At 47.9% G+C, this 18,892-nt stretch carries 19 protein-coding genes; 4 read left to right on the forward strand and 15 right to left on the reverse strand.

The features are described from left to right. Positions 1–102 precede the first annotated feature (102 nt). Positions 103–1,047: a DMT family transporter gene (locus ACTRXH_RS05975; protein ID WP_474281200.1), complete on the forward strand. Its 945-nt coding sequence runs from the start codon at positions 103–105 to the stop codon at positions 1,045–1,047. Between the two features lie 35 nt (positions 1,048–1,082). Here the strand turns inward: ACTRXH_RS05975 and ACTRXH_RS05980 are convergent, their stop codons facing one another. The 5 genes from ACTRXH_RS05980 to ACTRXH_RS06000 form a co-directional block, all read right to left on the reverse strand. Continuing rightward, the gene (locus ACTRXH_RS05980; RefSeq protein WP_474281202.1) at positions 1,083–1,916 is read right to left on the reverse strand and encodes a 1,4-dihydroxy-6-naphthoate synthase; all 834 of its coding nucleotides are present in this window, start codon (positions 1,914–1,916) and stop codon (positions 1,083–1,085) included. Continuing rightward, entirely contained in the window at positions 1,913–2,569 is a 657-nt protein-coding gene (locus ACTRXH_RS05985) for a futalosine hydrolase (RefSeq protein ID WP_474281204.1), read from the reverse strand. Before ACTRXH_RS05985 ends, ACTRXH_RS05980 begins: the two co-directional genes overlap by 4 nt. A gap of 136 nt (positions 2,570–2,705) precedes the next feature. Beyond that, on the reverse strand, positions 2,706–3,254 hold the full coding sequence (locus ACTRXH_RS05990) for a GNAT family N-acetyltransferase (RefSeq protein WP_474281206.1): 549 nt from the start codon (positions 3,252–3,254) through the stop codon (positions 2,706–2,708). Between the two features lie 109 nt (positions 3,255–3,363). Then, on the reverse strand, positions 3,364–4,206 hold the full coding sequence (locus ACTRXH_RS05995; RefSeq protein WP_474281208.1) for an arylamine N-acetyltransferase: 843 nt from the start codon (positions 4,204–4,206) through the stop codon (positions 3,364–3,366). Positions 4,207–4,462: 256 nt separating this feature from the next. After that, positions 4,463–5,641 carry an MFS transporter gene (locus ACTRXH_RS06000; RefSeq protein WP_474281210.1) on the reverse strand — a complete coding sequence of 393 codons (1,179 nt, stop codon included), beginning with the start codon at positions 5,639–5,641 and terminating at the stop codon, positions 4,463–4,465. Positions 5,642–5,743: 102 nt separating this feature from the next. On the opposite strand from ACTRXH_RS06000, the gene ACTRXH_RS06005 reads away from it, so the two are divergent. After that, positions 5,744–7,072, forward strand: coding sequence for a dihydrolipoyl dehydrogenase family protein (locus ACTRXH_RS06005; protein WP_474281212.1), 1,329 nt, complete (start codon positions 5,744–5,746; stop codon positions 7,070–7,072). Here ACTRXH_RS06005 and ACTRXH_RS06010 read toward each other — a convergent pair. The 6 genes from ACTRXH_RS06010 to ACTRXH_RS06035 form a co-directional block, all read right to left on the reverse strand. Further along, the gene (locus tag ACTRXH_RS06010; RefSeq protein WP_474281214.1) at positions 7,069–7,569 is read right to left on the reverse strand and encodes a metallophosphoesterase family protein; all 501 of its coding nucleotides are present in this window, start codon (positions 7,567–7,569) and stop codon (positions 7,069–7,071) included. The genes ACTRXH_RS06005 and ACTRXH_RS06010 overlap by 4 nt on opposite strands. 51 nt (positions 7,570–7,620) lie before the next feature. After that, the gene (locus ACTRXH_RS06015) at positions 7,621–8,067 is read right to left on the reverse strand and encodes a DUF4064 domain-containing protein (protein ID WP_474281216.1); all 447 of its coding nucleotides are present in this window, start codon (positions 8,065–8,067) and stop codon (positions 7,621–7,623) included. A gap of 72 nt (positions 8,068–8,139) precedes the next feature. Further along, the gene (locus tag ACTRXH_RS06020) at positions 8,140–9,099 is read right to left on the reverse strand and encodes an ABC transporter permease (RefSeq protein WP_474281218.1); all 960 of its coding nucleotides are present in this window, start codon (positions 9,097–9,099) and stop codon (positions 8,140–8,142) included. Next, on the reverse strand, positions 9,096–10,022 hold the full coding sequence (locus ACTRXH_RS06025) for an ABC transporter ATP-binding protein (protein ID WP_474281220.1): 927 nt from the start codon (positions 10,020–10,022) through the stop codon (positions 9,096–9,098). Before ACTRXH_RS06025 ends, ACTRXH_RS06020 begins: the two co-directional genes overlap by 4 nt. A 157-nt stretch (positions 10,023–10,179) precedes the next feature. Further along, entirely contained in the window at positions 10,180–11,889 is a 1,710-nt protein-coding gene (locus ACTRXH_RS06030; RefSeq protein ID WP_474281222.1) for an FAD-dependent oxidoreductase, read from the reverse strand. A gap of 19 nt (positions 11,890–11,908) precedes the next feature. Further along, positions 11,909–12,370 (reverse strand): GNAT family N-acetyltransferase, encoded by a 462-nt coding sequence (locus ACTRXH_RS06035; protein ID WP_474281224.1) that lies wholly within the window; start codon positions 12,368–12,370, stop codon positions 11,909–11,911. 265 nt (positions 12,371–12,635) lie between these two features. Between ACTRXH_RS06035 and ACTRXH_RS06040 the strand changes: the two genes are divergently transcribed. Continuing rightward, a complete protein-coding gene (locus ACTRXH_RS06040; protein ID WP_474281226.1) occupies positions 12,636–13,496 on the forward strand; it encodes a Cof-type HAD-IIB family hydrolase in 861 nt (286 codons plus the stop codon). Positions 13,497–13,731: 235 nt separating this feature from the next. Here ACTRXH_RS06040 and ACTRXH_RS06045 read toward each other — a convergent pair whose 3' ends face one another. The 3 genes from ACTRXH_RS06045 to ACTRXH_RS06055 form a co-directional block, all read right to left on the reverse strand. Then, positions 13,732–15,195 (reverse strand): catalase, encoded by a 1,464-nt coding sequence (locus ACTRXH_RS06045; RefSeq protein WP_474281228.1) that lies wholly within the window; start codon positions 15,193–15,195, stop codon positions 13,732–13,734. Between the two features lie 272 nt (positions 15,196–15,467). Beyond that, positions 15,468–16,244, reverse strand: coding sequence for an alpha/beta fold hydrolase (locus ACTRXH_RS06050; protein ID WP_474260970.1), 777 nt, complete (start codon positions 16,242–16,244; stop codon positions 15,468–15,470). Positions 16,245–16,325: 81 nt separating this feature from the next. Beyond that, on the reverse strand, positions 16,326–16,916 hold the full coding sequence (locus tag ACTRXH_RS06055) for an HD domain-containing protein (RefSeq protein ID WP_474281230.1): 591 nt from the start codon (positions 16,914–16,916) through the stop codon (positions 16,326–16,328). Between the two features lie 90 nt (positions 16,917–17,006). Here ACTRXH_RS06055 and ACTRXH_RS06060 point away from each other — a divergent pair, with 90 nt between their 5' ends. Next, positions 17,007–17,642 carry a YIP1 family protein gene (locus ACTRXH_RS06060; protein WP_474281232.1) on the forward strand — a complete coding sequence of 212 codons (636 nt, stop codon included), beginning with the start codon at positions 17,007–17,009 and terminating at the stop codon, positions 17,640–17,642. Positions 17,643–17,662: 20 nt separating this feature from the next. On the opposite strand, the gene dinB is transcribed toward ACTRXH_RS06060, so the two are convergent. Next, positions 17,663–18,781, reverse strand: a complete 1,119-nt coding sequence (dinB, locus tag ACTRXH_RS06065) for a DNA polymerase IV (protein ID WP_474281234.1) — start codon at positions 18,779–18,781, stop codon at positions 17,663–17,665. Positions 18,782–18,892 lie beyond the last annotated feature (111 nt).

Consider the following 18,892-nt stretch of genomic DNA (forward strand, 5'->3'; position numbering starts at 1 on the left):
TCATAAGCACAGTGTGCCGCCATTTTTATTCAACAGAATATTGGGAAAAATTTTTAGCTGTGGTACAATAACCAAATATTGTATCGAAGGTGGTCCTCATAAATGAAAGCTATTTTGCTGGGCCTTACAGCAGCCCTCTTTTTTTCTGTCACGTTTGTTTTGAACCGTTCGATGGAGCTTTCCGGCGGCCATTGGGCCTGGAGTGCGTCGCTTCGTTATTTTTTTATGCTGCCCATGCTTATCGCAATCGTCGGAGCACAGAAACGGCTTCGCCCCGTCTTTCATCATCTCCGCGCCCGGCCTTCCGAGTGGCTTCTTTGGAGCACAGTCGGCTTTGGACTCTTTTACGCCCCCATAGCCTTTTCCACCGTCTATGGTCCTGGCTGGCTTGTCGCCGCCACTTTTCAAATTACTATCATTGCCGGGTCGCTGCTTGTGCCTTTTTTAAATAAAACACCCGGACCTAAGCAGCGCATCCCGCTCCAGAGTGTACTAATCTCTTTAGTAATTCTTGCGGGAGTGTTTATTATGCAGGCTGAACATGCTTCAGCGGTGCCGCTACTGAATGTCTGGCTTTGTGTTCTTCCCCTTCTGCTGGCTGCCTTTGCCTATCCGCTTGGCAACCGGAAAATGATGCACGTGGCCGGAAACGGACTCACTACTTTCCAGCGGGTGCTTGGAATGACTATTGCGAGCATGCCCTTTTGGATTATTTTAGCATTGTATGGAGCTTCCGTACACGGACTTCCCGGCAGGTCTCAGATTTCCCAGTCCTTCATCGTTGCTGTTTCCTCCGGAATCATTGCTACTGTCCTGTTTTTTTACGCCACAGAACTGGTGAAAAACGATACTGCTAAATTAGCTGGAGTCGAAGCGACTCAGTCCGGGGAAGTGCTGTTTGCCCTTATCGGTGAAATGCTTCTGCTTCATACAGCAGCACCTTCGGCCTTGACGTTCTCCGGCATTGCGCTCGTGCTCGCAGGCATGATTCTTCACAGCCTCCGCGCCGCCTTGGCAGCGAGGAAAATGAAAACTGCAGATATATAAGAAGCTCCGCCTGTTTCCAGGTGAAGCTTCTTTGTTTAATACAGCCTGATTTTTTTCAGATCAAAGGAAGGGATTAATTCTTCTTCCATCGCCCGTCCGAGCAGGGTTTCCACAGCAGCGTATCCGTCCTCACCAAGCTTGCGGGTGAATTCGTTAACATACAGCTCGATGTGGGACTGAGCCACCTCCGGTGACATCTCCTGAGCGTTTTCCATGACAAAATCACTTGATGCCTCCGGGTGCTCCCAGGCGTATTCCACAGAGCGCTGGGCATTATCTGCGAGCGCCTGCGTATCTAAATGGCGGCGGGCAATGATCGCTCCAAGCGGAATTGGGAATCCCGTGTCCCTTTCCCACCAGCTGCCCATATCCTCTACAAGCGACAGGCCATAATTATGGTACGTGAATCTGGCTTCATGAATGACAAGGCCGGCATCTATTTCGCCGTCCCGGACTGCCGGCATAATATCATCGAAGGGCATCACTTTAATTTCTCCAACACCTTCAGGAATCACTTTGGATGCCCATAAACGAAACAGCAGATAAGCTGTGGACCGTTCACTCGGAACCGCTACCGTTTTTCCGATCAAATGGTCGGGCGTTTTTTCGCCTTTTGTTAATACTAAAGGGCCGCAGCCGTACCCAAGGGCACCACCGCTCGGAAGAAGAGCATAATCTTCAAGCACCCACGGAAGAGCCGCGTAGGAAATTTTCATCACTTCCGATCCTTCTTTGTTTGCAGCCCAATGGTTAGTGATATCAATGTCTGCAAATGTGACCTCTGGAGCTTCTGTATCTTTTAACAATCCATGCGTCCAGGCATGGAATACGAACGTGTCGTTCGGACACGGGGAAAAAGCTATTTTCATGATGATGTAACCTCCTGCAATATAATTACAGCCGATCGCAGAGAATCCAGTGCTCCCGGTATGTTCCAGGCGTCCCTGTCTCTTGGCCCGACTTCATTTGATATGGCGCGTAATTCCATTACCGGAATTCCGAAATAGCTGGCGGCCACTGCCACGCCGTAGCCTTCCATTGCTTCTGCCGCAGCATCTTCATATAAAAACGCCCGCTGATTCACCGTTGCCTGTGTACCGGTTACGGTTGACACAGAAAGCACCGGGGCTTCAACAGCTGAAATCCCCTGTTCCGCAAGACGCCGGACTAACTCAGGAGTGTATTTTTTTTCTGCCGGAAAACGTGTCGGCCCCAGCCCAAGCTTTTCCAGCGGAGCAAATCCTTCCTCTGTTTCTGCCCCCATATCCGCGGCGACGATTTCGCTGGCTGCCACAATATCACCCAGCCAGGCTTTATCCGGAAATGCACCCGCAATACCGGCGTTTATAACTAGATCATAGTCTTGTTCAGCAAGCAGCAGTGATGTCCGGACACTCATCTGTGCTGCTCCGACACCGCCTACCTGCACCTCCCAGGCGTCTTCTGCCTCCACTGCTGCCTGCAGGGCTTCTTTTTCTGCCTCTACAGAAACCATTACCAGTACAGATGGTTTTTTCTCCATGCGCTTCCCTCCAAGCCGTAATCAAGCATCTGCTGCCCGCCTATAAAAAAGACACGAGCGCAGATGGCTCCTGTCATTTTATTATGAACCTTTTACCGCGAAATTTCCAGAAATGCGGTAACCACCGGCAGGGGAATTAACGCAGCTTCTCCCACTCCTCTTCGAGCATGCTCATCTCCACAAGAGACCAATAGGTGTTTCCTACAAGACGAAGATCCCGTTTTACCCCCTCGCGCTGAAAGCCGGCACGCTCATAGCAGCGCAAAGCGGAAGCGTTAAAATCAAAAACTCCGAGCGCCACCCGGTGCAGCTGCAATTCGTCAAAAGCGATCCGGCATACCTCCCGGACCATCCACTGCCCGAGACCCACACCGCGCATCGTTTCCTCTCCCACGAGCACCTTGCCTATCCGCCCGGAACGATCGTGGTAGTTAATGGCCCCAAGCGATATGTGACCGACGGGGACACCCGTCGTTTGATGCAGGGCAGTATAGACAAGCCGTTTAGGGTTATCTCCCTCCTGCTGTCTGCGGTAATCATCGAGCTGCTTTGCATTCAGCGGGTATGTAAAAGCTTCTCCGCTCCACTGCTTTAAAAAATCGGCCGACGGCACCCACTCGATTAACCTGTCATAATGCTCCCGCTTAAAGGGTACCAGTTTCACCTCAGCAATCGCGTTATTCAATCCAGACACCTGCCCTGTGTTAATATTGTCTGTCTATCATATGCGATACAGATAACCGCCCGCAACCGTCTTCAAACAAAAAAACCGGCGCAGACAGCGCCGGTTTCACTTAAGATGCTTCTTCTTTATTTAAGGAGGCGAATACGTCTATCCCTTTAGCTTCGAGATATTCGATCGCTTTTCGCACAGGCAGCTTTCCGAGTCCGAATTCATGCTGAACCACTTCTTCGATTTCTTCAATCGACTGCAGATCTCTTTTTTCCGTAGTTCCGTCTGGATGATAAATGCGCATCCGGTTATTTTTCAGCGTAATGTTTCGCGTTGGCTGCCACATCTGCAGTCTCAACAGCGACATAAACATAGCGTCTTCCCGGTGGGAATGCTCTACCATATCGTTAAGATATTTCTGGCTTCTCGGCTGGTCAGCGTTAAATACCCACTGATCTTTTGTCAGCGTCCCTTTTATATATCGTTTAAATTCATACAACTGGTTTTCTTTATCCACCGGACTGATGACAATTTTTTCATCATGATACATATAAATATTCCGGTCGGACCTCTCCAGGCGCACCGGTGAAAAAATCGGTGCCGAAACGGCACAGTCCACGAGAATACGCTCGCCCCGCAGCCTGACAACAGTCGCAATGTGTTCCGGACCCATGTTAATGTTGTAAGCATCAAAGCCTAAATCCTGAAGTATAGCCGCCACCTTCTGATTAACGGTAAAACACGTTCCGCCGAACTTGTATTTTTCGAAATTATCGACAAAGCTCTGTGTGTCCGGCGTGTAATTTTTCCAGGAATTTTCCCGGTGGTATATTAGTTTGCTCGCATTTTCAAATGGAAAAGTAAACAAGTGAGCGTTCATAATTTTGGCCAGATAAGAAAAAGAAGGTTCCTCCACCGTCAAACGTAGGGATTTCAAATAGCGCTTCGTACTGCTTTTAACCATGTTCACCACTCCTATTTATCTGGATTATCTAAATATATCTTTTATTGTGTTCCTGCTTGGACTTTTATCATATCATTATTTTCTGAAAATTTCGAGTAATTAGAGGGTGATATAGAAATTACTTTGTCATATTTTCTATCATTACCCTTTCTTGTTTATGTTATTCCTACGTATTTTTTCGATAAAACCTATTCAGAAGAAAAAATATGTTAAATAAATTCACATAAAATGAAAAAGAAGCCGTTTAACGACTTCTTTACTGCTTTGGCACACGTATTCCTAAAGCTGTTACAAAACTGACAGTGTAAATCAAAGCGAGAACACCGAAGGCCCATTCGACAGACACAGCCTGGCTTACTGCGGTGCTGAGCACCGGCCCGATACTGGCACCGATAAATAAAATAAATGTATACAGCGACGTTGCCACCCCTCTCACTTCAGCACCCACCTGGTTGATGAGCGCAATAATCGCAGGAACGATTAAACCAGCTCCGACCGTAAACAGCACGCTCCATGTTACAAGCAGCCATAAGCTGTCGGTCACGAGCATCAGCAAAAGCGAGAGCGCTCCGATACCGAGACCGGCGCGAAGGATAAACGGACTGCCGACATACCTGCTCCATTTCCCTGTGAAAAAAGCAACACTGATGCCTAGCAGCCCCGCGGCCCGGACATACAAAATGTCGCCCTGGCTTAGTTGGAATGCGCCCTGCAGGTACTGCCCGAGTGAAGAATACATCCCCACAAAAACCATCAGCACCGAAAAAGTGACGATAAAGCAGAGCAGCAGGCTCTTATTTCTGGCCGCCGTCTGCAGCTGCGAAAAAAAAGACGGCTTACTGCCAGTTTTTCCTTTCGACGGATCTACCGGAAGCAGACGCCACATTAAAATAAAGGTGAGCACATACACAACACCGAGCAGCAAAAAGGCCCAGTGCCAGCTGGCCACCTGAATGGCGGCACTGCTCCACGTCTGCCCGAAAATTCCGGCAATTAAAAAGCCGGCGCTGATAAACCCGATAACCGAACCTCTCTTAGCCGGTGCAAACATATCTCCAATGTAAGCGAGAGCCACTGGAGAAAATGAAGCCGCCGCGAGTCCCTGGAGAGCCCGGCCGATAAGCAGTGCAGAAAAGGTCGGCACCCAACCGATCAGCAGGGTGACAACAGCGAGCACAAGCAGACCCGTTACGATCGTACGTTTTCTCCCCGCCCGTTCCGATAACGGTCCGTACAGCAGGCACCCAGCTGCAAAAAAGATGGAAAAAACACTCCCTGCCCAGGCAGCTTCCCCGGCAGAAATGCGAAATGCTTCCGAAAAAGTTGGTATCAGCGGTATTGTCATGTACAAACTCGACATCACAATCAGTCCTGACCAGAACAAAAGCCCGGTCGTCAATCGTTCGGAGCGGAATTCACTTGTTTCGTACTGCATATGCTTTTCCTTCTTTCAAGTGAGATTTTTCCATTTTGGAATTTCGTTTCATTTCTTCCGGCAAAAGGAATAGAAACGAAGAAATTAAAGGAGGTAAATACTATGTATGACGCGATCGTAATCGGGAGCGGTTCGGCGGGCATGACCGCTGCAGGAAACTTAAACGGAGCCGGATGGAATACAGCAATAGTGGATGAACGTCCCTACGGCGGCACCTGCGCCCTGCGTGGATGCGACCCGAAGAAGGTGCTCCTCCATGCTTCAGAGGTTCTCGACCAGGCCCAGCGCCTGCAAGGCCTTGGTCTTGAAGGCAATTTATCCATCCACTGGGAAGATTTAATGAATTTCAAGCGCACGTTCGTCCAGGGCGTGCCGGAAACTATCGAACAAAGCTTAAAAGACAGCGGCATCGACACCCTGCACGGACGCGCCCGTTTTATCGACCGGGAAACGATAGAAGTAGATGGCCGCCATATTAAGAGTAAAAAATTCGTGCTCGCCACCGGCGCAAGCCCTGCCACTCTTCCGATTAAAGGATCTGAACATATGCTCAGCAGCGATGATTTTCTCGAACTCGATCAGCTGCCATCAAGCATTGTTTTTATCGGGGGCGGTTATATTTCCTTTGAATTTGCCCACCTTGCCAAACGGGCGGGAGCCGATGTTCATATTCTACAGCGCGGAGATCGTGCATTGAAAGGATTTGATACTGAGCTTGTCCAAAAGCTCATTGACTACTCCGAATCGATCGGTGTGCATGTACACCTGCATACCGAAGCAGACGAAATTCGTCCCGAGAGTCAAGGCTATCAGGTTTATACGAATACAGAATACACCTTTTATGGCGATATTATCGTTCATGGCAGTGGCCGTACACCGAACGTACAAACGCTGGATCTGGAAAAAGCAGACGCTGCCTATAATAAAAAGCAGGGTGTGACTGTAAATGAATATCTGCAGAGCACGACCAATGAAAATATTTATGCTGCCGGCGACTGCGCCGATACAGCCGGCAGCCCGTTAACTCCATTAGCTGGCTTTGAGGCAGGCTGCGCATCCACCAACCTGCTCGAAAACAACAGTACGCCCATTCAATACGGACCGATCGCTTCTGCAGCATTCACCGTGCCCGGGTTAACAGCGGTAGGTCTGACAGGCGATGCTGCCTCCGCCCGCGGACTTTCTACAGTTACTGAAGACGTCAGCTCGTGGTTTACGTACAAGCATAAAAATGAAAAAACAGCTTTTGTAAAATTAATTATTGATAAAGAAAAAGATACCGTTGTTGGTGCCCACGCATTAAACAGCGATGCTGCCTCGTTCATTAACTATATGACGCTTGTCATCCAGCACGAAATCCCGGCGAGCTCTTTATCCCGGACGATGTTTGCTTACCCGACCAATGCTTCGGATCTTCAGTATTTCGTTTAGCTTTTCCTGGAAAAAAATACATGTCGGGCTTCAAAATGGTCATGACTGAGGTCGAGCAGCCCGTATGAGAACATCGCCGCTTTACGCTTATCTGTCGGTGACCCCGGGTTAAACATCAATGTTTTTCCAGCATACCGCAGGTAAGGAATATGGGAATGACCGAAAATAATAATATCCTTTTGGCCGGGGGCAAACGCTTCTACGGCCCTTTTTTCAGTTGTCCCTTTTTCGCCGTGCCCGTGCACGATACCTATACGCCACCCTTCAAGCACGACTTCCTCCTTTTCATTCACGATATCTTTCATATCGTTTCCGTCCACATTTCCATATACTCCCGTAAGCGGAGCATACTGTCTTAAATCTTCCCACACGCCCGGGTCCTGCCAGTCTCCGGCATGAATAATATAATCAGCCTCTGCAAATTCCTTATAAAGCTCCTCCGGCCACTTTTTTGCCTTTTTCGGCATATGGGTATCGGCAATCACCAGTATTCTCATCCAATCCTCCTCATAAAAAAGAGCTCCGAGTTTCTCGGAGCCCCGTCTCTGTTATTCCGGATATTCCTGTGCCTCTGTGGAATTATCGGCTGGCGTATCCGGCTTGCGCACAATTGCCATAATGCCTGCCACCACGAGCAGGATAAAATGAACAATTGCAAACAAGCTGACTGCTATAAAGCCCGCAATCGCCGCAAGGAAAAACAAAATACCGGAAGCGACAGAGCGTTTATTGCGCTTCAACAGAAAGACGCCTATCACCGCCAGGATTGTTGCGACCGCTGAAAAGATAATCAGACTGATTCCCAGATTCGTAGCCTGAGCAGCCACTTCCTGAGCATTCAGCGTCTCTCCTGTTCCTTCCTCCTGAATCATCTGATTTGCTTCCTCTATCGCAGAGACGTCCACAAATAGAAAAATAATTCCTAAAACGATGCCGAGGCCGCTTAAAACAGCCGCAATAATTCCAAGCACTTTTTCTGCCGTACGTTTCACCATAGGCGCACACTCCTCTTCATTTACTTTCAGTTATTTTGTTCCCTGTCTATGCCGGGATTCAAACAACCTTCGTTAACCGGTTACGCTGATTTCTCTTTTTTTGAACATCCACACCGCAAACCCCATAAAAATCAGCCAGTACACAATCAGGACGACAACGGAAAAACCAAGCGTCATGCTCTCCACCGGCGGTCCACCACTTGTAAAGTACTGATTCAGGTTCGTGTTTGCAAACAGCAGGTACTTCGGCCAGTCGTAGGCAATAGCCAAAGTACTTGTTACACCGGCGCCCACTACGTATAACAGAACACTGATGGCAATCGCCATCGCTTCACTCCGGAAAATGGCTGAAATGGCAAAAGCCAGTGTCGCAAGCATGACAAAATTCACTGAGCCGGTCAGGTAATCGATCGCAAGGGCAAGCACCTGCGGCCGTTGTTCGACCTCTCCGTCCGTGTAGATTAACTGTGTGGAAGGCTCACCAAATCCAAAGAAAAGAGCTCCCAGGATAAATGAGGCCCCGAAAAGCAGAGCGAGCATTGCAATAGCATAAAGGATCACTGTGAGATATTTGGACGTTAGTATCTTAATCCTGGACGGCGGGCGGACCAGCAGCAGCTTAATAGTCCCGCTTTTAAACTCAGAGGAAATGATCGTAGCCGCTACAATAATAACAAAAATACTCAGCAGATCGAGCAGCCCTGCGTTCGTGCTCATGAACGACCAGACGCTTTCCCCTGTCGCGCTCTGCGGCGGGAGATCATTTTGAATACGGTATTCGTCTTCCGCAATTCTCTGCTCGTAGAACTCCGCTGCAGCCCCGCTGTCCTCGAGCGCCTGCTGATCTTCTTCAATCCGTTGCTCCAGCTGAGCTTTCCACTGCTCTTCCGACGGTAGCTCTTCCGTTGACGGCTGATTAGTGAGGGAATAAATAAGAACACCTACCACTCCGAGCAGCAGAATCGCCGTCATCACCCATGTGCTGATACGCCAGAACAGCTTCATCCATTCGTTTTGAATCAGGCGGATCATGAGGAGCCCTCCTTCGACGTTGCCTGAAGAAACCGGTCTTCGAGCGTTTGTTTGTCTTCTTTTGCTTCGTAAAGGTCAAATCCGGCTTCTATGACATAGCGCAGCAGGGCAGGGACATTCTCTTTTTCTATGTAGATCGTCAGCCGCTGGTCTGTTTCTTCTATTTTCAGATCCGGATAAGCTTCTTTCACCACCTGCATGGCAGCCTCCAGCTTCTGCGGACCTACATCAATCTGGTACGGAAGCTGGCGCCCTTCTTCTTCTGAGACGCGCTGATCCTCAATATTAATCAGCTTACCGTCCTGGATAATTGCGAAACGGTCGCACATCAGCTCCATTTCTGAGAGCAAATGGCTCGAAACAAGCACAGCAAGCCCTTCCTCCTCGGCAAGCCGGCGCAGGTAAGCCCGAACCATTCGAATCCCTTCCGGGTCCAGGCCGTTAGTTGGCTCATCCAGAATCAGCAGCTTCGGCCGGTGCAAAAGCGCCTGGGCGATACCGAGCCGCTGCTTCATTCCTAACGAAAACGTCCGCACTTTTTTCTTTTTCACATGCTCCAGCTTTACAAGTCCGAGCAGTTCGTCAATGCGTTCGTGATCCACCTTGCCATTCATCCTGGCAAAATGGATCAGGTTCTTTTCTGCTGTTAGATGATTGTACATTTCCGGGTTTTCCACGATGGCTCCAACCTGTTTAATCGCCTTCGCGTATGATTTTTGGATGCTGTACCCATCGATAAGAATATCTCCGGACGAAATAGGGGCTAGTCCGACCATCATACGGATCGTCGTCGTTTTTCCCGCGCCGTTCGGTCCAAGAAAGCCAAAAACCTCTCCCGGCTCGACAGAGAATTTCAGATCTTGAATGATCTGTTTACCGTGAATACGCTTATGTACATCATTCACTTCTAAAATCGATGACATGGTTTCCTCTCCTTACTTATAGGCATTCAACCCGTTCATTTTCCTATTTTTGGAATGCAGATGTCAATGTTTTCTTTCGTTTTTACGTAATACATATCCTGGCGTTTCAAAAAGCCGGCGTCCGCTGTATACGGTACCGGCTTTACGGGAAGCTTTCTTATTTACTGAATGTCAGCTGTTTTTTCCATCTGCGGCTGATCAGCTTGAAATTTTGATACCACTTCCGCGCTTCCTGCTCCTCGAGGTCCCATTCAGCCCCCGCTGCAAGAAACAGCTCAACTGCATCCTTCCAGCTGCTCCATCCTGCAGCATCGCTGTGAAAAAGCAGATAACCATCCGGCCGTACGAGCATAGATTCCCCCGGCCCAATTAATTGCCTGAATTCCCTGCTTAAATGCCTTTCACTCCAGCATAAAATATCATCAGGCTGCCCCATCGTCGGTGTCGGCGCGACTAACGCAGGCTGTACCATGCTGCCAAAATACGGCGCGGACTTACGAATCCACCTCTTAATAAACGCATATTCCTTATCAATCCGGCTGCCGCTTGTGCGCATCACAAATAAAAATTTTCCTTCCTGCAAATGCTCATATAACCTGGTTTTACGGTTCTCAAAATCCGTTAATGCTGCATCAGGCACTCTGTCTCCTGGATGCAGTACGCCTTCACGCCTGAGCTCTTCCTTCAACGGCGGTGCCGACGCCCGGTATCTCACAGACAAATGCGACAGTCGGCGGATAAAGGCCTCCGGGAGCTGTTCAATCATCTCCACCATTTTCAGCGTTCGGTTTCTTGCCTGCACAGCAATCGGCTTTTGCACAGTCAGGCTTCGAACCGTCCAATCCGTCGTCCGGTTAACTTTTCTTGCGACTGGAAGCCGTTCAGTCTCATATGACTTAAGCAGTGTTTCCGGGCAGGCCCTTGCACATACCATTCCAAGCTTCCAGCTTAAATTAATGCTGTCCTGGATGCCTAGATTCACACTCTGGCTTGTCATCGGGTGATGAGCATGTGCCGCTTCACCGACTAAAAATACGTCCCCTGCCCGAAACTCTTTTGCCTGATGAAACACAGCCTGCTTCGACTGCACCGTCACCGCCTTTTGCATTGACAACGGGCGGCCAGTGATTTTTTGATAGAGCCCCCGCAGAGAAGCTTCCGTATTTTTAAGGCGGGTGTTTGGGTTGTCGCGGTCGATCATCATGATTCTTGCCTGGTGACCGGGAAGGTCTGCGGCAAACATAATTCCTTTTTTATTAAACATCATGGACGGAGCATTGTTTGTCATCCGCTGCTCTGTATTAATATCTGCCATTATTAATTCAGAGCCGCCCTCCATTTTGCATTTAATGGAAGCAAGCTCCCTGACAACACTTTCAATCCCGTCGGCCCCGACGACATAATCAGCAATTATCCGCTCCTCCATATTATTTTTTTCGATTAACGCTTCTGTTTTTAAACCATTCTGCTTAAGCTGCGTAATACGCGTGCCCCATTCCACAGATGTTTTCACTAACGCACGCTGCAGGACACGCTGTACATCACAGTTAGCGAGCGACAATACATATGGATACAAAGATTCTTCTTTCAAAAAATCGAAGGAGGGAGTAAAAATCTTTTTTCCTTCGTAATTGAATTCCAGTGAATGATAGGGTATGCCTATCTCCAGCAATGGCTTCGTCAGTTTAATGCTTTCTAGCATTTCCAGCGTCCGCGCATATAGAAGCAGTGCTTTTGGTTCGTGGGCAGGGGACTTTTTAGCTTCAAGCAGCCGGACATTTACATCATAGCGTTCCAAAGCCCGTGCCAGCACAAGTCCTTCGATGCTTGTACCGGCGATAATAATATTCGTATGACTCGTAACCATCTCTCCAGCCCCCATCCTCTTAAAGCTCTTTATGCACTGTAACCCGTCTTGGTTCATACCCGATTTTTTTATAGAAGGCTTCTGCTATATAATTCTGTGCCAAATAGTCCAGCTCAAGCCTATCTGCCCCGTAGTCCCGCGCAGCATATTCCGCCTCTTTCATTAAAAAAGCTCCAACGCCCTGGCCCTGGTGTTGATCCTTCACTACAATCTGGTAAATGTAGCCGTAGTGCGAGGGACGTTTAAAATCGCTGCCTTTTTCTTTGCGAAGCTCAAGCCAGACGTACCCCAGCGGCTCTTCGTCTTCGACAGCGATAAAAAACATGTGGCAGTCGTCAGCGAGCTTTTTTTCAAAATATGATTGAGCCGACGGCTGATCGTAAGGGAAGAAAAGTTCAGGATGAAGGTTTACGTGCCATTCGTGCAGTGACTGATTTAACTGGCTGAGCAGCACCGGGTCCTCTGTTCTTTTAATGTACATAACCACGCCCCCTATTCAATATCCTGCGCATTCTTTTTCCTTTGCTACCTTCTTGTCTTACTTTTCCATATCCTTCTACGGCCATTAAAAAGATTCTCCGGACATGAGCAATCCAGGATTTTTATACATCTTCCGAACGAAGCTGTATAATCATGTTACCATTATTATACAAATTTTTGTGCGTAATTTCGTTGTTCACGATATTTTATGTTAAAGTATAAAAGGTTTATGCTTTTAACCTCGTCTAGTAATGGGAGGACACAACATGTTTTCAATGGTCGCAATTGACTTGGACGGCACTCTTTTAAACAGCGACAACCAATTAGATGGCAAAACGATACAAACACTTGAAACAGCGGCCGGAAATGGCCTTGATATCGTTATTGCTACAGGCAGAGCCCACTTTGACGTATGGAACATACTTAAAAACACTTCTCTTCACCCGTGGGTGATTTCTGCGAACGGGGCTGCTGTTCATTCTCCCGCCCAAGAGTTGTATATCTCTGTGCCACTTCCAAAGGAGACAGGGATGGAAGTACTTTCATGGCTGCATCAGCACGAATTCTATTATGAAGCGTTTACAGAAAAAGCAATCTACACTCCCCACAACAGCCGGGAGCTGCTTCAAATCGAGCAGGACCGTATCAAAAGCGCCAATCCTCATGCAGATACAGCTTCCATGCAGAAGGCAGCGGAACGGCAGTACAGCCAAACTGGATTTTCTTTTATTGAAAGCTATCTCGATCTGCATGAAATGAACGTTTCCCTGTACAATATTTTGGCGGTCTCTTTCATCGAAGAAAAGCGCCAGACAGGCATTGACCACTTTAAAAACCGGGAAGATTTAACCCTCGTTACTTCAGGTGATCATAATTTTGAGGTTGAACATACGGGAGCTTCGAAGGGGCTTGCGCTTGAAAGACTTGCTACAGAGCTTGCTGTACCGTTAAAAGATACTGCCGCCATCGGAGACAATTACAATGATATCAGTATGCTAAAAACAGCCGGCTATGCCGTCGCTATCGGAAACGCTGTGGATGAAGTCAAATCCATTAGCGACCATATTGTTGGCACCAACGACGAACACGGCGTTGCGGAAGCTATTACATACATGCTGAATTCTTAAACGATGCATTTTTTCATCTGTCTTTATCATACCACGTGCTGAAACATTTTCGTCTGTCTTTTCAAAATATAAATAGAGGTGCTGAAACTTCACTGCACAAGCCGGTTTCCGAATAATTTCTTTGGATTCCGGCTTTTTTCATAAAAAAATCCCGTGCCTGAAAAGGCACGGGTGCAAGTTGTGAGTGGATGATGCATAAAATTAAAATTGGTGATTGCGCAAACGGTGGTACTGCTTACGCTTCTTCTTGCGGTACTTTATAGCCAAGTCCTTCTGCAATGCGGCGTCCGTAATCCGGATCCGCTTTGTAGAAGATTTCTAATTGACGTTTAATAATTTCATCCTTGCGGACTGGTTTCATGTGGCCCACAAATGCATCAACGAGACGCTGCTTTTCGTCCTCGCTCATCATGCGGTAGAGGTCGCCTGCCTGCGTGTAGTGATCGTCGTCAGGATAAGGTGTGCTTGCAACCTTGCCTTCTACATCAAACGGGCTGATTTCTGCTGCCGCGTCTTCAGTAGGACCACCGTAGCTGTTCGGTTCATAGTTTTTCGAACCGCCGCCGTTGTTATCTGTACGCATAAAGCCGTCACGCTGATAGTTGTTTGTCCCGCTTACTGGTTTGTTAACCGGAATCTGCTCATGGTTCGCCCCTACGCGGTAACGGTGAGCGTCGGAGTAAGAGAACAGACGTCCCTGCAGCATTTTATCTGGAGAAGCCTCAATGCCAGGTACGAAGTGTCCCGGAGAAAACGCAGCCTGCTCTACTTCTGCGAAGTAGTTCTCAGGATTTTTGTTTAATGTCATACGGCCGACTTCAATACGTGGATAGTCTTCCTTCGACCAGATTTTAGTTACATCAAACGGATCCCATTTGTACGTGAGTGCTTCTTCGTAAGGCATGATCTGTACATACAGTGTCCAGGAAGGATAATCTCCTGCTTCAATAGCATTGAATAGATCTTCTGTATGATAGTCCGGGTTTTCCCCAGCTATTTGATTTGCTGTTGGCTCGTCAAGGTTTTTAACGCCCTGATCACTGACAAAGTGGTATTTTACCCAGAATGCTTCTCCCTGGTCGTTGACCCACTTAAACGTGTGACTGCCGTAGCCATTCATGTGGCGCCATGTTGCCGGAATACCACGGTCACCGTGCAAATACGTGATCTGGTGCAGCGATTCTGGAGAAAGGGACCAGAAATCAAATGCCATATCCGGGTCTTTCAGGTGCGTCTGCGGGTCACGTTTTTGTGTGTGGATGAAATCCGGGAATTTAATAGCGTCACGAATAAAGAAGATTGGCGTATTGTTACCTACGAGATCGTAGTTGCCTTCTTCTGTATAGAATTTCACGGAGAAACCGCGCGGGTCACGTACTGTGTCCGCTGAACCGGATTCGCCCGCCACTGTGGAAAAGCGGATGAACATTGGTGTTTCTTTGCCTTTTTCGCTTAAGAAATCAGCTTTGGTATATTTAGAAATTTCATCGTTTGTCACTTCAAATACACCATGAGCACCGCCGCCTTTTGCGTGAACGACACGCTCAGGAATGCGCTCGCGGTTAAAGTGAGCAAGTTTTTCTAAAAGGTGTACGTCCTGAATAAGAGTGGGACCTCTGGTGCCTGCTGTCAACGAGTTCTGGTTATCTCCTACTGGAGCACCTGAACCGGTTGTTTGTACATTTTTACGATCAGCCATGCTTTCATCACCTCTTAATTATTTTCATATTCCATATGATAACATATCCCACATAAAAATCAATATTATTTTATAACAATTTTAATCTGGGAAATAGCTTTTCAAACCTTTCACACCATAAAAACAGCTTAAACCCTTCAAAAACCATTATTTCTATCGACTCAATTGAATATCTGCCTCTTCAATTGAAAATCACAGCGGCTCTCCGGCGTTCTGAGCAAAAGAGCAGGCCGATTCGTTTAGTAAACGTGCTCTTGCTCTTTTTATCGGCTTTATTTCAAAAATTCTCTGACTTCTTCTACGAATCGTTCATGCTCTTCAACGTTTATGCCGTGACCCGAATGTTCATATTCCACAAACCGGCACGAAGGAATCAGATCAGCTATTTCCCTCCCGTATTCCGGCGGATTCAGGCCGTCGTATTTTCCGCTGATCACAAGTGAGTCCGCTTCTACAAAAGGAAGCTGGTCCCGGAAGTCAAACCCCTTTAAAGCATCAGACGCTGCCTGCTCTTCTTCGGCATTCAGCTCGACAGCACGGTCTTCGATCTGCTTTGACCAATCCTGTACCTTGCCAATATCATGATAGATATACATCGAGGCTTTATTTAGTTTTTCACGGTGGGAAAGACCGCTCAGCTCGGCTTCATGCTCAGCAAACAAGCGCGCCGTGGAAGACGTTTTTCCATGTGCTTTCGGTGCTGTTAACACAAGTTTCGCCACTCTTTTTGGAGCTTCAACAGCTACACCCTGAGCTATATAGCTCCCCATTGAAACACCGACCAGGTGAGCTGATTCAATACTGAGCTCATCCATCATGTGCAGTACGTCCTGTATATGATCTTCCAATGTATATGCTTCAGGCTTGTCTGACCTGCCGTGCCCTCTCATATCAAGTGCTATAACGCGAAATTGGTCTTTCAACTGATCCATTTCACGTTCAAACATCGTGTGATCTCCAGTCAGTCCGTGCAGAAAAATAACAGGATATCCCTGGCCCGCTTCTTTATAATACAAAGTGACTTTGTCCGCACTGCTCATCGTCGACATCTCTTCCATCCCTTCTAAATATCACATTGGGAAAATTGTACCATAAGATATTTCCGGGGTGTTAGTTGAACGTTGCTCTAGTCAATCCTCGCTTGTGAAATACCCCTCATTTAACGCTTCATGCCACCAATGAGCAAAAATTTCTTCTGCAGCAGGGCTGCTGTTTTTCCATGTCTGTGCCCGGTTCTCCACGTCCTGCGGCCGGACACCGTTTTTTCTCCAGGAAGCTCCGTTGGTAAAAATATTCTGTCCCATAGCCTGCATCCGGTCAAGCGAACGGGCAAAGTCTGCCTCGGTACTCTTTTCCTTTTCAAATTCACACCATCTTTCCATGTAACAACGCCCGAGCTCAGTCGGAAGCCTGCTTTTTATCTTTTCCGCTGCCTGCCATTCCCTTTCTTCCTGATCTTTTTTACCCTCTTCGTTATACGCAAACGTATCGCCGGCATATATTTCTACCAGGTCGTGTATCAACAGCATTTCCACTACTTTCGCAATGTCCATATCCGGATCAACCTCCCGGTACAAAAGCAGGGCATACATGCATAAATGCCAGCTGTGCTCTGCGTCGTTCTCCCGGTCGCCATCCTTCTTTAATGAAGCACGCTGAATGGATTTCATTTCGTCAAACAGTTCCAGTGTTTCTAAAATAGAAAATAGCCTGGCATTCACGGCCCAACCTCCTTATACAACCTGTTTTCTTTCTTCAAACTATTGTACACTAACATTAGATGGAAAAAGATACATTAAGGAAAGCGGGGAATGATCATTATGAATCCCAGGCAGCTGTCAGCTTTGCTTACTGCACCCCGAAAAACGTACCGGCAATTAAGCGATCATCCAAAGCTTCACTCCACCGCCCTTTGGATCGTTATCATTGCCGGAATGTCTCAGGCCTTTGCACAAAACGCCCGGGAAACGGCACCGCTTGAAACGGACTCCGCTTTTTTTACGTTTCTGGCAGCAACCGGTATTATCGCCGCGTTCCTTATATTTCAAATTGTCACTTTTTACTTGAATGGACTGATCCTAAAGCTCGTTATTTTGATATTCCAGGGCAGTATGAACGCCCGGGAAGCCCGGACTATTTACGGACTCTCCCTTTTTCCGCAGGCTATCATTTTCCCCCTCATTTGTTTACTATACATCGGACAACTTGCGGTCAATGATGACACGGCTACGATGCTTACAGCCATCGCCGGGGTTCTCACAGCCGCTGCTTCTATTTGGACTATTGTCACCCAGGTGAATTTAATTTCCGCCGCTGCCGGCTTCTCCGGCGGTAAAGCGTTCGGGGCATTTGTAGTGTTTGCCCTGTTACTGACGCTTCTCATTTTTATTATAGTTCTGCTTTTAGCTTTGATAGCTATTTTCTTCTCCGGCGTCTTCTCCAGTTAATCCACTAAAACAGCTGCGTTTTAAAATAGACGCAGCTGTTCGTAATTAATTGTTTTGTAAACCTTGCCACGACCTCCCGTTACTTCTCCCGGACCGTAAAATTCCGAAGCTGTAACTCCCAGAAGCCGGACAGGATCTCCCCCGGAGACCCCTTCCTCGAGTAAAAGACGCAGAGCCTCGAGGAGCTCCGCACGATCATTGCTCGGGTGCTCGAGCGTGGACCGGCGGGTTATCTGTTGAAAATCAGCAAATTTTATTTTCAGCACAATACATTTGGCTCTTATGCCGTCTTTTTTCAGCCTGGCCAGCACCTGATCAAGCAGCTCTTCAATGACTGGAAGCATATCCTGCACAAGCAGAAGGTCCTGCGAAAGCGTCGTCTCTTTTCCGAGCGATTTCCGCTCCCTTTCCGGATTCACCAGACGTTCGTCGATTCCCCGGGCCTGACGGTAAAAAACATGACCCTGCTTATGAAACAATTCCACGAGCCTTGCTTCGCTCAGCTGCTGCAGGTCTTCCCCGGTTGCGATGCCGAGTGAATCAAATTTTCGTTTGGTTACCTTTCCCACTCCGCGAAAATCACCAATGGAAAGAGCCTTTACGAAAGCATCCGCCCGGTCTGGAGTAATAACTGTCAGACCATCCGGCTTATCATAATCCGAAGCCGTCTTTGCAAGAAATTTATTATATGAAACACCGGCAGAGGCAGTGAGACCGGTCTTTTGATAAATTCTTTTCCGTATCTCTTTAGCTGCGAGCGTAGCGGACGGGAGGTTCCAGTGGTTTTCTGTCACATCGAGATAAGCCTCATCCAGGGAAAGAGGCTCCACCAAATCTGTGCAGTCATGAAAGATGGCCATAATTTCACGCGAAACCTCCCTGTATTTCTCCATGTTCCCTTTAATAAAAATAGCTTCCGGGCACCTTCGGTAGGCTTCGTAGGAAGACATAGCGGAATGAATACCGTACGGCCTCGCTTCGTAGGAGCATGTAGCCACGACACCTCTTGACCAGGGAGAACCTCCGACTACCAGAGGCTTGTTCCGCAAATGGGGCTGGTCGCGCTGTTCAATGGCTGCAAAAAAAGCGTCCATATCAATATGAATAATCTTCCGGAGCTTTTGTTCCTCCTGCTTCATTTCCTACGCCCCCTTATACGCGCAGTTTTCTGTTCCTTCTATTATAGCGGACAATACTTCTTTTCACAAACGTACGTTCTTATTCAATAGTATTCTACGGCCTGGCCCTCT

It is taken from the genome of Marinococcus sp. LNHM5E3-2.1 (assembly GCF_056034365.1).